The organism is Ruegeria sp. AL1 (assembly GCF_056540905.1).
Genome location: NZ_JBQFXP010000011.1, coordinates 167,018 through 181,283 on the forward strand (window position 1 = coordinate 167,018; position 14,266 = coordinate 181,283).

Sequence of the window (14,266 nt, forward strand, 5' to 3'; positions counted from 1 at the left end):
GACCCTCCATTCTACCTGCGCTCGTATTGAGGTTTGCCGAACGACGCTTCCCATTCCTCGGGGGTAAACCCTTCGACGATGTCTTTGGTCTTTTCCATGTCGCGGGCGACGGCCGGACGCGCTGCGATAGCAGCAAACCAGCGCTGAACATTGGGAAACTCTGCGATGTTCTGGCCCTGCCGTTCGGCAAGACGGCACCAGGGGAAGATGGCCATGTCAGCAATGGTGTATCGATCGGCGGCCACCCAATCGCGGCCATCAAGCCTGCGGTCCAGAACGCTGTAGAGCCGCCCGGCTTCATTGGTATAACGCTCTTGCGCATAGGGCAGAACGACCGCGCCGTTCGGATTCATGGGCGCGTACATATTGAAGTGGTGCGCCTGTCCCAGCATCGGACCAAACCCGCCCATCTGCCACATCAGCCACTTGATTGTGTCCCATCGGCCCTGCGTGTCATCGGGCAGGAACTGTCCGGTTTTTTCCGCCAGATAGAGAAGGATCGCACCGGATTCGAACAGCTCGATCGTGCCGTCCGGCGTGTCGTGATCCACAAGGGCGGGGATCTTGTTGTTGGGGCTGATCCGCAGGAATTCCGGTGCGAACTGATCGCCTGCGTCGATATCGACCCAATGCAGCCGATAGGTCAGACCGCATTCTTCCAGCATGATGTGAATCTTCTGCCCGTTGGGCGTTTGCGCCGAGTAGAAATCAATCATGAAAACCCCTCTGTCAGCCCTTGGTGTACCAGCCGTTGTCGACATAAAGGGCCGCGCCGTTGACAAAGCTGGCCTCATCCGAGGCAAGGAACAGAACGGCGTTTGCCACCTCTTCAGGTTCGCAGATGCGGCCTTGGGTGGCGGCAAGATCGCCGTCTTCCCATTGTTGCCCCTGGGCATCCAACTCGGCAATCTCGCGCAGCCCATGGGCGGTTTTCACGAAACCCGGACAGACCGCGTTGCAGCGGATGCCCTGGTCCCGATATTCAACGGCGATGGTCCGTGACAGCTGCAAAACCGCGCCTTTCGACATGCAGTAGAGCGATTCAAGCGCATATCCCAGTTCCGACGCGATCGAGGCCGTGATCACCACGGAACCGCCCCCATTCACGGCCATTTCGGGCAAAGCGCGACGACACACCAAGAACGCGGATTTGACGTTGATGTCCATCAGCCGGTCATAGTCTTCCTCGGTGGAGTCGTGCAGCGGTTTGACGATGATTGTGCCCGCATGATTGAACAGCACGTCATAGGGGCCGACGTCTGATTTGATTGCGTCAAAAGCGGCGTCGATCTGGTCCGCTTTCGTAACGTCCGCCTGAAAGAGCCACGCCTCGCCCCCCGCATCGCGGATCATGCTGACGGTTTCGTCCCCGGCCTCTTTCTGGATGTCGATGATGGCCACCCGCGCGCCTTCCTGCGCAAACAATAGCGCCGTGGCGCGCCCCATCCCGGCTGCGCCGCCGGAAATCACGGCGGTCTTCCCAGCCAATCGCCCTGTCATGATCAAATCCTCCCCATCAGATCGTTCAGATGCATTCTCCGCCATCGACCACAAAGGCGTGCCCGGTCATGAACGAAGACTTGTCCGAGGCAAGAAAGACGATGGCTTCGGCAATCTCCTCGACCGTTCCGAACCGTCCCATAGGGATGGTGTCGGCCACGTAAGCCTCCAGCTTGTCGCGCCCACCCATCTGCGTTTCAAAGCCAAGGTTGAACGGCGTATCGATGAAACCGGGGCACAATGCGTTAAAGCGGATATTCTCTTTGGCGTAATCGGCGGCCATCTGGCGGGTCATCGCCAGAACGGCGTGTTTCGTCGTCGCGTATGCGATCATCTCGCGGTCGAACTGTACTCCGGAATTTGAGGACGTGATCACCACGCTGCCACCGCCCTGCTGACGCATCGTCGGCAGAGCGGCTTGGGCGGCCACGAAATGCGACCGGACATTCAGCCGCCAGGACAGATCCATGTCATCGACGCAAACCTGTTCCAATTTGCCCTCAATCTGAACCCCAGCATGAGAATGAATAATGTCCAGGCGCCCTTCGTCATGGACCGTCTGTTCAATAGATTTGGTGAGGGTTGCGTCATCCGTGACATCGACCTCGCGCGCCGTCGCTGTGCCCCCGCATTTGGTAATGCTTTGGGCGACTGCTGTGGCAGCCTCTGCATTCCTGTCTGTTACAATCACATGCGCGCCTTCGCGCGCCATTGCCCGCGCGCCGGCAGCCCCGATACCCGAACCCGCGCCAGTTACGAATGCAACACGATTGTGCAACAGCATTGAGGTCTCCTAAAGGTTGGATCAGCGCTTGTCGCCGCGCCTGAGAATGAGTTGCGCGGCGACCAGCAGAACAAGGGATGCCAGCATCACCATCGTGCCGATCGCATTGATTTCGGGCGTCACGCCGCGACGGATCGAGGAAAAGACGTAAATCGGCAGGGTGGTTTCCGATCCGGCCACGAAGAAGGCGATGATGAAGTCGTCGAAGCTGAAGGTGAAGCTGAGCAGGAAACCGGCCAGAATGGCGGGGGCAATCAGGGGCAAAGTGATCAGCCGGAAAGTGCGCAAAGGCGGAGCGTAGAGGTCAGCGGATGCCTCAGACAGTGCGCCTTCGAGCCCTTGCAGCCGCGCGCGGACGATCAGGACGACAAGCGCCAGCGTGAACATGGTGTGCGCGGCGATCAACGAGGGCATGCCCATGGACAGGGCAGGGGCGGCCTCTGGATCGGACCAGATGCTTTCCAACCACGGGTTCACCACATCAAATACGGTGACAAGGGCGATCAGAGTGGCGATGCCGATCACGATGCCGGGGATCATGACGGCGATATAGATGATGGCGTCAAACACCGCGCGCACTGGGCCCTTGATGCCTTGCAGACCCACAGCGGCGAGTGTCCCCAGAATGCTGGCCAAAGTCGCTGAGACGAAGGCAACAAACAGGCTGTTGCCCAAGGCCTCCATCACAAAGGGGTTGTTCAACGCGCGTCCGTACCACTTGATCGAGAAGCCTTCGAACTGGCTAGCGCTGCGACCGGCACTGAAGCTGAACAAGGCGATGATGGCGATTGGTGTGTAGAGGAAAACGTAGACCATCAGGGAATAAAGACGCATCCCATGCCCCTCACATGATAGACACGTCTTCGCGCTGGGCACTCAGCCGCGAAATCAGACGCATATAAATGGTGACAGTCAAAAGCATCACCAGGATCAGCATGACAGCCACCGCCGAGCCAAAGGCCCAGTTGCGCGATTGCAGGAACAGATCGACCAGTGCGTTTCCGACAAAGAACACTTTGCCGCCGCCTAAAAGTGCGGGGATCAGGAACTCTCCCATCAGCAGGATGAAAACCAGCATACAGCCGGTGGCGATGCCCGAGATCGACATGGGTAGCGTAACGCGCAGAAAGGTTGTCAGCGGGTTCGCACCCAGATCGGCGGACGCCTCAAGCAGACGTTTGTCCAACCGGTCGAGCGCCACGTAGATCGGAAATACCATCAGCGGAAGATAGCCATAGATGATCCCGATGGTGACGGCCGTCGGGGTGTAGATCAGGCGCACATCTTCCAGACCAAAAACCGCCAACAGCGCGGGCAAACCCTGCCCGCCGAGGATGAAAATCCACGCATAGCTGCGGATCAGGATCGAGGTCCAGAAAGGCACAATCACCAGCACCAATAAGACGGTTTTCCATTTGGGGTCGGTTTTGACCGCCAGTTGATAGGCCAGCGGGTAGGCAATGATCAAAGCGGCCAAAGTGCCCAATGGGGCCAGCGTCAGCGTGTTCTTGAACGCCGTGAAACGTGCCGGCAAATTCGCATATTGTTCAAAGGTAAATGCGGGCACCCACCCTCCCGAGGGTGCCCGCTCTCCAAAGCTGAACACCAGCACGACGGATAGCGGAAGAACAAGCATGACCAGCAGCCACGCCCCTGCGGGCGCAACCAAAAGCCAGTTTCTTTCGCGGTTCGTCATGCTGTGTCCGATCAGGCCGATTTGAACCGGGCCATCAGCTCGGCACGGTTCGGGTCCGTGAGTGTGGCGGCCGCGCCAAATTCCAACGCACTCAGACGTTCAGCTGCAGGATAGAGAATAGGATCGTTCAGCACCGACTCGGGCAGCAGCGCATTGGTGCGGCTGTCGGCAACCGGATACCCGTGTGCCAGAGCTTCGCGTGCGTTCACCTCGGGTGAAAGCATGAAGTTGATCAGCGCATAGGCCGCATCCTTGTGAGGAGCGCCCTTCGGGATGGCGTAGTAATCGCTCCAAAGCTCGCCACCTTCGCGACCCAGTGCAAACGCAATCTCTGGCATGTCGGTGCTGAGCTGCTTGCCATCGCCCGTCCAGCAGATCGTCAGCCAGGCATCGCCTGACCGCATGCCGGGCTGATAGTCGGACGTGATCGCAAACAGATGGGGTTTGACGTCAATCAGCAATTTCTCGGCGTCCGCCAACTCGGCCTCATCCACGGAATTGAAAGAATAGCCGTGATAGTTCAGCGCCGCGCCGATGGTGGTCAGCTGGTAGTCATGCACCATGGTCCGGCCAGTAAAGTCATCCATCGTCCGGTCGAAGAACTCTTTCCAGCTGTCAAAGGGCTTGCCGTCATTGTGCGAGGTGTTGATGGCCATCCCCGTGGTGCCCCAGTTTTTAGGCACTGCATAGACCACACCGTCAACGATACCCGCGTCCGAGAACCGCGGATCGAAGGATTCAGGGTCATAGTTGGGCAATTTCGACAGATCGAGCGGCTCGATCAGGTCTTCGTCCACATAGGTCGTGATCGTGTAGTTCGTGGGGACATACACATCCCAGCCGCTGCCCCCAGCCTGCAACTTGGCCAGCATCTCTTCGTTTGAACCAAAGACATTGACCTGCGCAAAGGCGCCGGTTTCATCCGTGAAAATGTCAAAGTTGGCAGGGTCATGGTAGTTCGGCCAGGTCGCCAGCACGACCCGATCGCCGATGTCACCCGCAAACGCGCGCGAAGGGGCAAGCCCCGGCACGGCCCCGGCCATTACGGCAGCGGCAGCTCCCAGACCGGTTGTTCCCAGAAACTGACGTCGCGAGATCGAGCCTTTTTCATAACGCCGCAGTTCTTCCATGAACTTTCGTTTTGAAATGTAGGTATCGTCTTTCATGTTGCTTCTCCCAGTTAGGTGATTTTCGGTCTTCTTTTCGTTATTCCGGTCGCAGGATCAGTGCGGCATCCGGCGTCCAGTGAACCCAGACTGTGTCGCCTTTTCCAAGGGCCGACAGCCCTGCGTCTGATTGGCGGGGGGCCAGTACCGTGATGTTCCCAAGTTGTTCGTGGCGAACCACATATTCGGTGTGTTCCCCCAGAAAGATGCGGTTTTGCACAGTTGTCTCCAGCCCACCGGGCACGTCCGAACGGCTGAGTCTGATTTGTTCGGGGCGTACGCTCAGACAACCAGGCTGACCGGCGGCCAATTCGCTTTTGGCGGCGCTGGCAAATGTCTGACCGGTGACAAGTTTTATCCCGCTTTCGCAGCCGGAGCTGGCGGCCACTGTTCCGTCGAAAAAGTTCGACGTCCCGACGAAGTCGGCGACATAGCGCGTGGTTGGTCGGTCGTATAGGTCCTGTGGGCTCCCGGCCTGCAAAATCTCGCCTGCGCGCATCACGCAGATCCTGTCAGAGAGCGACAGCGCCTCTTCCTGATCATGCGTGACCAGAACGAAGGTTATGCCCAACTGGCGCTGAATGTCCTGCAATTCGATCTGCATTTCCTTGCGCAGCTTGCGATCCAGCGCCGCCAGCGGTTCGTCCAGCAATAGCAGTTTGGGTTCGTTCACGATGGCGCGGGCCAAAGCCACGCGCTGTTGCTGACCGCCCGACATTTCCCAAATTCGGCGTGCCCCAAATTCACCCAGCCGCACCGTTTCCAGCACTTTGGCGACGCGGTCCGCGATCTCGGCCTTGGGCAGGCGGGGTCGCCGCTGATCCAACCCATAGGCAATGTTTTGGGCCACAGTCATATGCGGAAACAGGGCATAGCTTTGGAACACCATGTTGACCGGACGGCGGTAGGGCTCAAGCGCCGAGACGTCCTCGTTGCCGATCAGAACCTGGCCCTCAGTCGGGGTTTCGAAGCCTGCCAGCATTCTGAGTGCGGTGGTCTTGCCGCACCCGGAGGGGCCCAGAAAGGACAGAAACTCACCCTTTTGAATGCTGAGATTCATATCGTTCACAGCCACGACTGCCCCATAGCGCTTCGAGACACCCCGCATCTCGGCGATGGGTGTCAAAAGATCCTCAGATTGGACTCCGTGATCCAGCAAGATTTCCCCCCGCAAGACTTTTCAGTCAGTGAGCGTCTATAACGCAACTGGGAAAATTTTCTAGAAAAATGGCTTTATGTAAATATGATCTTTGTTATAGATTATTTTGAATTGCAGAAGGTCGACAAGATGCCGACGGATTGGAACCAGCAGACAGCACAGTGTCTGGATGCGCTGGGAAGTCCCGATTTCCCAGCCACTCTTGCCGAGGGCGTGCGTAGCGTAGTGCCTTATGAATACACGGTTGTTTTCGGATACCGAGGGAACGAGAGACCCCTTGCCCTGTTCGATGACTTCACGCCCGAGCGGCAGAAACTGCATGTCGATGAGTATCTTGAGGGGCCCTATTTAATCGACCCGTTCTTTCTGGCAAGCACAGGGGAAACGCCGCCTGGCATCTGGCGCCTGAAGGAAATCGCCCCTGACCGGTTCTATCAGGGTGAATATTTCCGCAGCTACTATGCCCAAACCGGACTGGCTGAAGAAGTTGGATTCCTGATGGACGTAGATGACCGTCTTTCGATCGTCGTATCGTTGATGCGGACCGAGAAGAAATTCAGCAAAACTGAGATGCGGGTTTTGTCGGATATCCAGCCAGTCGTGGACGCGCTTTGCCGCCGTCATTGGTCGGATACAGAAAGAAAAGACAGGGCCAAAACATCTGAACTCATGAACCAGAAAGTCTCCACCGCTTTCAAGTCAATCGGCGACGGCGTTTTGACCCCGAGAGAAGGTCAAATAGTTGAGCTGACGCTGCGCGGACATTCCTCTGAAGCGATCGGGAAGCTTCTGAGCATTTCTCCCGGCACCGTGCGCATACACCGGCGCAACGTCTATTCCAAACTGCGCATCAACTCGCAGGGGGAACTGTTTTCAGTTTTCTTGCAGACCATGGGAAATGAGTAAACAATTGGTTAGCCGCTGATTTGGGCCAATGTTGAACCGATGCTGGTCGCAGTGCCCTTCGTGGGTCGGGCGCTGAGCCCTTATGTGCGGCTCGATGGGACCGTGACACAGGTTGATACCGAGAATTTCGCCCTGGACGCAATCAAGAAGGTCTTGCCAAAAGAACTTCGTTTGAGCGGGCATCCGCCGGAGTAGAGCTCCAGAAACGGACCTTCCCGCCGAGAAGCGAACGGCGGGAAGTGTTCTTGCTCCAGTACGTTCCAATGTTGGTCGTCAGGCTTTCGTTTGGATTACGCGACGCGCCTTAATCGACCAGCGCCGTGGCGAAACCAACACCTCCAAACACCAATAGGTTTGGAATGAACGTACAATCGGCGCAAAGATCGGGATCCCGGAAACGGGTCGTCGACAAGCGCACATTGGTTCCCAGCACGAAATGGATGTCTTCGGCGTTCTGAGCAAATTCAAGTACGTTTGAACCCGGTGTACGGTCGGCATGCGTGAAGTGCGCTCCCATCTCCTTTGCGAAATTGGTCAGGATGGTATCTTCCCCGGTATCGGGCAGCCCGGCCAGGGTGATGTTGATATCCGGGTCCGCCATCGCCTCGCGGATTTTCTCGGCTGTGTCCAGCGGGCCAACCCCGTCGGGCAAGGGAACGTTGGTCCTGACCACCGACATGTTCAGCGGAAAATAGGCCGGAGTGATATCTGAAATACCCTTGCGGCGTTTGTTGATCGCATAAGCGCCACCGATCACGTCGAAACAGCCCGCGACATCACGGCCTTCGCCGGTGCAATCCACATCTTCGGCCGTGGAAAGCCAGCGATACATGTTGTTGTTGCCGGTCTCTTCGGTGAACTCGACCCAATCCAGTTCAACGTCAGACCCGTAATGGGCGTTCAACTTGTCGATCACGATATCCCAGTAATCGACGGACAGGCCCACAGGCTCACTTGGGTCAGGCCCCGGCACGGACCAGGGCGATCCAACCGCAATCCAGCCAAGCCGCAAACTGCCCCGATCCATGACCGTATCCAGAAGTGTCCCATCGGCGACATCCGGATAGGCGTAATCGGTCGAATTGACGAGGGTTTTGTCGGACAGGTCGGGCAGCTCGAGCCCGTATTTCTTCAAGACATCGACATATGCCGGATCTTCGATTGCCTCGCCCATGGCGGCAACCATTGCGGATTTCAGATCCTGTTGTGCGATTGCCGGCAATCCTGCGGTGATCAGCGCGGCTGCTGCCGCCATTGTGCCCTTTAGCATTCATTTCCTCCCATACTGACCCGGCGGTCAGAGGTTGGAATTGGCCTCCGACAACCAAGCTGGGCAAAAGTATGCGACGGTTGCGGCATAAAGGCTTATTATAATATCAGACGGTTTCCATCTTGTTTTTTGCTACAAGACAAGGCCGCCAAATGGCGGCCCTTTCCAAGACTGTCAAAACTCAGGCCGCGTAAGTGCCGCGCGCAGGGTAGTTGTTTTCAAGTGCGTAACCCACTTTGGACAGCAGCATTTTTAGGTCAGGACGGGCCCATGGCATGTTGGAAATGTCCGCCAGATAAAGACGCCCATCGGGACGTATCCAGAACAGGCCCGGCTCGGTAAAGATATCGGCCTCAACATCCTTGAAAGCCTTCGAAATCCAAAGACCCCAGTCTTTTGCCTGATCGACTGTCAGCGAATGCGCAACACGCAAATCTCCCAGCCCCCATTCATCGACCGATTTCTGCGCCAGCTCTTCCGTGTTCATTGACGCGACCACCACCGAGAAACCGGCGTCATGGTAATCCTTCAGAACCTCGACGAGACCATTCAGGTAGTTGTTGCAGACCGGGCAATGGTGGCCGCGATAAAACAGCACCATCGTAAAGTTCTCCGGAGATTCAGCCGCCAGATCAAAGGTTCCGCCACCAACAAGCGGCAATTTCAGATCGGGGGCCTGTGTGTCAGGGGTCAGTTTCGCGCTCATGGCGGTGCTCCTTTTGAAATTCTGTATTTACGGGTTTAGGTCCTGACCGCCGTAGGGCGTAATCAAATTCCCTGTTGGTTTGTATCAACAACCTTGCTTGCTTCGCGTTCATAGATTTTCGGTGCGATCGCGAAATACATATTCAACGCATCGTGGATCACCTGATGCAGATCATCCGGGGCAGGCAATTCCAGAACATGACGCCTCCAGGCATAGTGCAGCAATCCACCATGCATCTGCCATGCCGGTTCCAGTTCCGGGACCGAGACAAAGGGTAAATCCGGCCCACCCAGCTCAACCCGATGTTCGCGCACCAGCTGGCGCAGGATCAGCTCTTCAACAAGGGTGTTGTACCATTGATTGATCCGCGTATCGCGAAGACCCGCGAAATGCGAAATACGCAACCAGCGCGGGTTGAAATTGGCCTCGGCATAAGATCGGTAAAAGGCCTCGAACCGGTCGCGCACCGAGCGTTTGCGATCCGACAGCCCTTCATCCCATGACGGGTTCCAGCTTTCCAGGTATTCCTTTCGGTAGACAGCTTCGATCAGGCTGTCCTTGTCAGGAAAATATCGATACAAAAGCGGCTGCGTGACCCCGACGCGTTTTGCTATGTCGCGCGTACTGCCGCCAAAGCCCACCTCGGCAAAATAGTCCGCCGCAGCCTCGACAATATCCCGCGCCCGGTCTTCAGACGACTTCCGGCGTCGCTTTGCAGCCGGTTTCCCATGACCGTCTTTGGCCATCTCGGGCACTATGGTCTCTTTTGACTCGGGCACAGCAATCTCATGTCAACGGGTGCGATAATTCATTCGTACCAGAGGCCAAGATCGGATACAGCATTAAAGTGATCATCTGATAACTTATTTTGTTGAGGCACAGGAAAATGATAGTTTGGGGACGCCGAACATCCATCAATGTCCAGAAAGTAACATGGGTTCTTGCCGAGTGCGGTCAGCAATACGATCTGATCGAGGCGGGCGGTGCCTTTGGCGGTCTACAGGACCAAGACTACCTGTCAATGAACCCCAATGGCCGCGTTCCCACCCTCATCGACGGCGATCTGACACTTTGGGAATCAAACGCCATCTGCCGTTACCTGATCAATGCCTATCGAGGACCTTTGGCAGGTGACACCGCGACTGATACCGCGCGCGCGGATATGTGGATGGAGTGGTTTCAAAGCACACTCTACTCGGCTTTCATCGCCATGTTCTATCAAACGGTCCGTCTGCCCAAAGCTCAACGTGATCCGGCAGCGTTGGAGTTAGCGTTGGAAACGCTACATTCGGGCTTCAGGATCGCCGAAACAGAACTTTCAGCGCAGCCTTTCCTTGCAGGCGAAAAACTGTCGCTTGCGGATGTCCCGTTCGGGGCCTGTCTGTTTCGTTACTTCACGGTAGATATGAATCGGCCCGACTGGCCTGCCATCGGAACCTACTATGAACGGCTGCGCGCCCGCCCCGCCTATAGGGAAAACGTTATGATCGACTATTCCAGCCTGCGGGCGCCTGACTAGGCGGCGAACTTCACGCGCATTCCATTTCGAGGAAGTTCATTGTGGCCAGAGAAAAGGCCTCGGGCGCGTTCACGTTGACGATATGTCCGGCATCCGGGATCATCACGAACTGACCGTGTTTGGCGGCCTCGGCCATCTCTTGCATGACAGCCGGGGGGGCACCTTTGTCCTCGGACCCCGCAATAAACAGTGTCGGAACGTCGAGGCTTGGGAGGTGCCTGAGGTAATCCAGCTGTTTCAAGGCCGCAGCGCATCCCTTGTAGCCGTCATCGGTGGTCTTCAGAAATTCGGATTTCAGATTGGCGACCTGTTCGGGCTCGGCATCGCGGAAAGCAGGCGTCAGCCAGTTGCCCAGTGATCCTTCCCACAGGGCAGCGACGCCTTTTTCATTGATCACAGCGGTGCGTTGATCCCAGCTGTCGCGGAAGGGCTCGGGCGCATCGGCACGGGCAGCGGAACACACGATCCGGTCGATGCGGTCCGGCGCACGCAGGCCCATCCCCAGCGCGGTCATGCTGCCCATCGAACAGCCCATGACACTGGCGTTGGGGACATCGTAGCGGTCAAGAACCCCCAGTGCGTCCGACACCAGATCATCAAGGCTGTATGGCCCCTCGGGCGTTGCACTTTCGCCATGACCGCGCGTGTCCACGCGGATCACCCGGTAATGTTCCTCTAACAGAGGCAGTTGCGGGTTCCACATGGTTGTCGTGGTGCCCAACGAGTTGAGGAGTAAGATGACCGGAAAGTCCTTCTTTCCGCTGACAATCGAGTGGGGGACATAGTCCATCAGGAAGCTTCCATTTCTTTAGGGGCGGCAGGGGCAACGCCAGACAGGCGCGGTACAACATCATTTGCCAAAACATCAATCTGTTTCAATGCCTTGGCCGGGGGCAGGCCGGGATCAACGGAATGCAGCACCCCAAATGCCCCGACCTGCGCACGGAACTGCTTCAACTGCCTGACAACGTCACTGGCGGTGCCAGCCATGATAAGTTTACCCGCTTCAGTCGAACTGGAACCATGCCTGCGCAGAAAAGGTTCAGCCAATCTGGTCCGATACTCGGCAACTTCACAAGGATCATCCGATACAAAAATACAGCGCGCCACATGCCAATGCGAATGACGCGCCCGCCGTCCTGCATGAGTTGCCCCGATTACAAAATCCGTCCAACAGCGCGCAACACGGCACGCGGATTGCCAGCACGGGGAAAGCGCATGAAAACCGTTTCCGGCGGCACGGCGCATATCCGGGGCCATCCGGCTTCCGCAAGTCGCCAAGACTTCCGCCTTGTACGCATGACCCAGATCAGCGGAATAATTCGGAGTCGCCCGCCCATCGACGAACAGGGTTTCAATCATCTGGGTCGTTGTGCGATCCCGCGTTGTCGTTACGGCGGGCATTGCAACCACCAGACGGTCGTGCCAACGACAGGACAATCGGCGCATCGTATCGGCCATGATCCGAGGAGACCGCCCAACAAAATCCTTGCCGTTTACCGCAATCTTGAGATGTTTCGTTGGAGACAGGTCTTCTATTTCTGTCGCGTGAAGGCCGGGAATGAAGGCCTGCCGCAGGCCGTACTCATCCGCTTTGCCAACAAGCGCCCGGACATCCCGTTGCGACAGAACATCCGCGCCGGTCGCACGAATCCAACCAATCTCCATAGGTGCCCTCCCTGACACACGGCAAAGAAAACGCCGCCCTTACATGGTAAGAGCAGCGTCGTTTGAACGAAAAATCAGATTATCTCGGGCAAGCTATCAGGTTTTATTGTAGCCCGAGCGAGTCTTTATTGAAGTTGATACTCGACCGGCCAGTCATGTCCGACCTCTTTGGCCGCGTCGATGTAATCCTGCATGACTTTCAGTGCAGGTAGACCGCGCCCTTCGGCCTCGGTTGCCTGCAGCTTCGGAAAATCTGACAGGCCCTCGGCCCAGGCAACGCGCACCTCTTGCGGCAGTTCCTTGATGATCGCGCCGTTTTCAGCCAGCTTCGCCAGACCCGAGGTCTGAACCTCGTCCATCAGCGCGCCGTTTCTGGCTTCCCACTCCCGGCCGACCTCAAAGATGATCTCACGCACGTCCTCGGGCAGGCTTTGCAGCTTGTCCTCGTTCATGGTCATCATGATCACCGGCATCGCACCGAACCCAATCAGCGTGTAATAGGGCGCGGGCTCATAGAACTTGAAGCCGTTATAGGCCGAAGGCACCATCAGCCAGCCAGAGTAAACACCTGTTTTCAGGGCCAGATACCCCTCGGGCAGGGTGGATTGCACCGGGATGGCTTCGATGTAGTCCAGCCAGGGCAGGTTTGGTCCGGCACCGCCGACCTTGACCCCCTTCAGGTCTTCGATCGTGTCCCATTCTTCCTTGGTGCCCAGATGATAGTTGTCCCATACGCCCAGACCCAGGAACCGCTGACCGAATTCATCGACCATCACCTCTTTCAGCCAGGGATTGGCGTCATAAACCCGATGCGCGGCCTCGACCGCGTCCGAAGATTTCTCGGGGCCGAAGGCCAGATAATAGGGGAAATTGTGCAGGAACATCTTGGACGGTTCAAAGCAGATGCAGAACGCGCCAACGTCCAGAATGCCCTGCTGAACCGATTCTAGCGTATCCGCCACCCCGGCAATTGCCCCGCCATAGGCTTCGATGAATTGCACATTGTGTTCCGTACGTTCCGCGACCCGCTTGGTAACCTCGGGCACGAAGAATTCCGCCATCGTGTTCACGTAAGGTGTAGGCCCCTGTGGGTGCCCCGAACCGATACGCAGCGTGAAGGTGTCGGCAACGGCCGGTGTCGCCGCGCCCAACATCGCGGCAACGGCGGGCCAGGCCAAATGGCGCAGCAATGAAGTCATAAGTTCCTCCCTTGGGCAGAGATGCCCCATCATTATTCTGGGTCGCCCATGCTGTTCCGGCGCGACCGAATGCGAGTGGAGGGTCCCACCAAACAAAAAAATTATCAAGTGATAAATAAGATCGTTGCGCGAACGCGCTTATCGCCTTAGCTGTAGGTCCAAGCCCAAGAGGAGGGGTTGCATGATTTTTCGCCGTGCCATCTGGCTGGCTCAGGCCATTCACATCGTTTCATCGCTTTGGGTGTTTATCCTGGCACTGGTCATTCTGGTGGACGTGTTCGGGCGAATCCTGTTTTTGGCCCCTTTGCCGGGCACCAAGGAAATCCTGCAGAACTCGGTCATTCTGGTGACATTCCTTCAGCTGCCGCTTGCGATCTATTCAGGCTCGATGCTGCGCACAACTTTGCTGGTGGCCGCGATGCCGCGCTTCCTGCAACGAATCATGCGCACGGTCTGCTACCTGCTGGGCTTTGCCCTGTTCATGGCCGTTGGATCGGCCACCATCCCCGAGGCGTTCGAGGCGCTTCGATTGAGCGAATACGAGGGTGAAGGCGCGCTGCGTATCTACACATGGCCAATCCGGTTCATGATTGCCGCCACCGCGTTTTTTGCCGCGTTTGCATATGTTTGCATGATAGTTGCCGATTTTCGCGGTGACCTGCGCCTCAACGATGCGCTGACCGATAACTGAAC

At 57.1% G+C, this 14,266-nt stretch carries 16 protein-coding genes; 3 read left to right on the forward strand and 13 right to left on the reverse strand.

The genetic code is table 11. The features are described from left to right. Positions 1-11: 11 nt before the first annotated feature. Genes ACRZ9X_RS17830 through ACRZ9X_RS17860 form a run of 7 tightly spaced genes read right to left on the reverse strand, consistent with a single transcriptional unit; the run spans position 12 to position 6,305 of the window. On the reverse strand, positions 12-716 hold the full coding sequence (locus ACRZ9X_RS17830; RefSeq protein WP_480521297.1) for a glutathione binding-like protein: 705 nt from the start codon (positions 714-716) through the stop codon (positions 12-14). Between the two features lie 13 nt (positions 717-729). Next, a complete protein-coding gene (locus ACRZ9X_RS17835; RefSeq protein ID WP_480521299.1) occupies positions 730-1,500 on the reverse strand; it encodes an SDR family NAD(P)-dependent oxidoreductase in 771 nt (256 codons plus the stop codon). Between the two features lie 25 nt (positions 1,501-1,525). Then, complete coding sequence (locus ACRZ9X_RS17840; RefSeq protein ID WP_480521301.1) at positions 1,526-2,284, reverse strand: SDR family NAD(P)-dependent oxidoreductase; 759 nt, start codon at positions 2,282-2,284, stop codon at positions 1,526-1,528. 21 nt (positions 2,285-2,305) lie between these two features. After that, complete coding sequence (locus tag ACRZ9X_RS17845) at positions 2,306-3,118, reverse strand: ABC transporter permease (protein ID WP_480521303.1); 813 nt, start codon at positions 3,116-3,118, stop codon at positions 2,306-2,308. 10 nt (positions 3,119-3,128) lie between these two features. Then, positions 3,129-3,980, reverse strand: coding sequence for an ABC transporter permease (locus ACRZ9X_RS17850; RefSeq protein WP_480521304.1), 852 nt, complete (start codon positions 3,978-3,980; stop codon positions 3,129-3,131). 11 nt (positions 3,981-3,991) lie between these two features. Further along, positions 3,992-5,146: an ABC transporter substrate-binding protein gene (locus ACRZ9X_RS17855; RefSeq protein ID WP_480521306.1), complete on the reverse strand. Its 1,155-nt coding sequence runs from the start codon at positions 5,144-5,146 to the stop codon at positions 3,992-3,994. A 40-nt stretch (positions 5,147-5,186) separates the two neighbouring features. Then, on the reverse strand, positions 5,187-6,305 hold the full coding sequence (locus ACRZ9X_RS17860) for an ABC transporter ATP-binding protein (protein ID WP_480521308.1): 1,119 nt from the start codon (positions 6,303-6,305) through the stop codon (positions 5,187-5,189). A gap of 111 nt (positions 6,306-6,416) precedes the next feature. On the opposite strand from ACRZ9X_RS17860, the gene ACRZ9X_RS17865 reads away from it, so the two are divergent. Then, the gene (locus ACRZ9X_RS17865) at positions 6,417-7,211 is read left to right on the forward strand and encodes a helix-turn-helix transcriptional regulator (RefSeq protein ID WP_480521309.1); all 795 of its coding nucleotides are present in this window, start codon (positions 6,417-6,419) and stop codon (positions 7,209-7,211) included. A 304-nt stretch (positions 7,212-7,515) separates the two neighbouring features. On the opposite strand, the gene ACRZ9X_RS17870 is transcribed toward ACRZ9X_RS17865, so the two are convergent. The 3 genes from ACRZ9X_RS17870 to ACRZ9X_RS17880 all read right to left on the reverse strand — a co-directional run bounded on the left by ACRZ9X_RS17870 (position 7,516) and on the right by ACRZ9X_RS17880 (position 9,966). Beyond that, the gene (locus tag ACRZ9X_RS17870) at positions 7,516-8,481 is read right to left on the reverse strand and encodes a hypothetical protein (RefSeq protein WP_480521311.1); all 966 of its coding nucleotides are present in this window, start codon (positions 8,479-8,481) and stop codon (positions 7,516-7,518) included. Positions 8,482-8,662: 181 nt separating this feature from the next. Continuing rightward, positions 8,663-9,187, reverse strand: a complete 525-nt coding sequence (locus ACRZ9X_RS17875; RefSeq protein ID WP_480521313.1) for a peroxiredoxin-like family protein — start codon at positions 9,185-9,187, stop codon at positions 8,663-8,665. A gap of 62 nt (positions 9,188-9,249) precedes the next feature. Then, complete coding sequence (locus ACRZ9X_RS17880; protein WP_480521315.1) at positions 9,250-9,966, reverse strand: TetR/AcrR family transcriptional regulator; 717 nt, start codon at positions 9,964-9,966, stop codon at positions 9,250-9,252. A 107-nt stretch (positions 9,967-10,073) separates the two neighbouring features. Here ACRZ9X_RS17880 and ACRZ9X_RS17885 point away from each other — a divergent pair, with 107 nt between their 5' ends. Continuing rightward, entirely contained in the window at positions 10,074-10,706 is a 633-nt protein-coding gene (locus tag ACRZ9X_RS17885; RefSeq protein WP_480521317.1) for a glutathione S-transferase family protein, read from the forward strand. 10 nt (positions 10,707-10,716) lie between these two features. Here ACRZ9X_RS17885 and ACRZ9X_RS17890 read toward each other — a convergent pair whose 3' ends face one another. The 3 genes from ACRZ9X_RS17890 to ACRZ9X_RS17900 form a co-directional block, all read right to left on the reverse strand. Then, positions 10,717-11,496 (reverse strand): alpha/beta fold hydrolase, encoded by a 780-nt coding sequence (locus ACRZ9X_RS17890; protein ID WP_480521319.1) that lies wholly within the window; start codon positions 11,494-11,496, stop codon positions 10,717-10,719. Next, the gene (locus ACRZ9X_RS17895) at positions 11,496-12,374 is read right to left on the reverse strand and encodes a hypothetical protein (protein ID WP_480521321.1); all 879 of its coding nucleotides are present in this window, start codon (positions 12,372-12,374) and stop codon (positions 11,496-11,498) included. The genes ACRZ9X_RS17890 and ACRZ9X_RS17895 overlap by 1 nt, the downstream gene beginning before the upstream one ends. Before the next feature lie 125 nt (positions 12,375-12,499). Then, entirely contained in the window at positions 12,500-13,573 is a 1,074-nt protein-coding gene (locus tag ACRZ9X_RS17900) for a C4-dicarboxylate TRAP transporter substrate-binding protein (RefSeq protein WP_480521323.1), read from the reverse strand. 181 nt (positions 13,574-13,754) lie between these two features. Here ACRZ9X_RS17900 and ACRZ9X_RS17905 point away from each other — a divergent pair, with 181 nt between their 5' ends. Beyond that, complete coding sequence (locus ACRZ9X_RS17905) at positions 13,755-14,264, forward strand: TRAP transporter small permease (protein WP_480521325.1); 510 nt, start codon at positions 13,755-13,757, stop codon at positions 14,262-14,264. Positions 14,265-14,266: the final 2 nt, after the last annotated feature.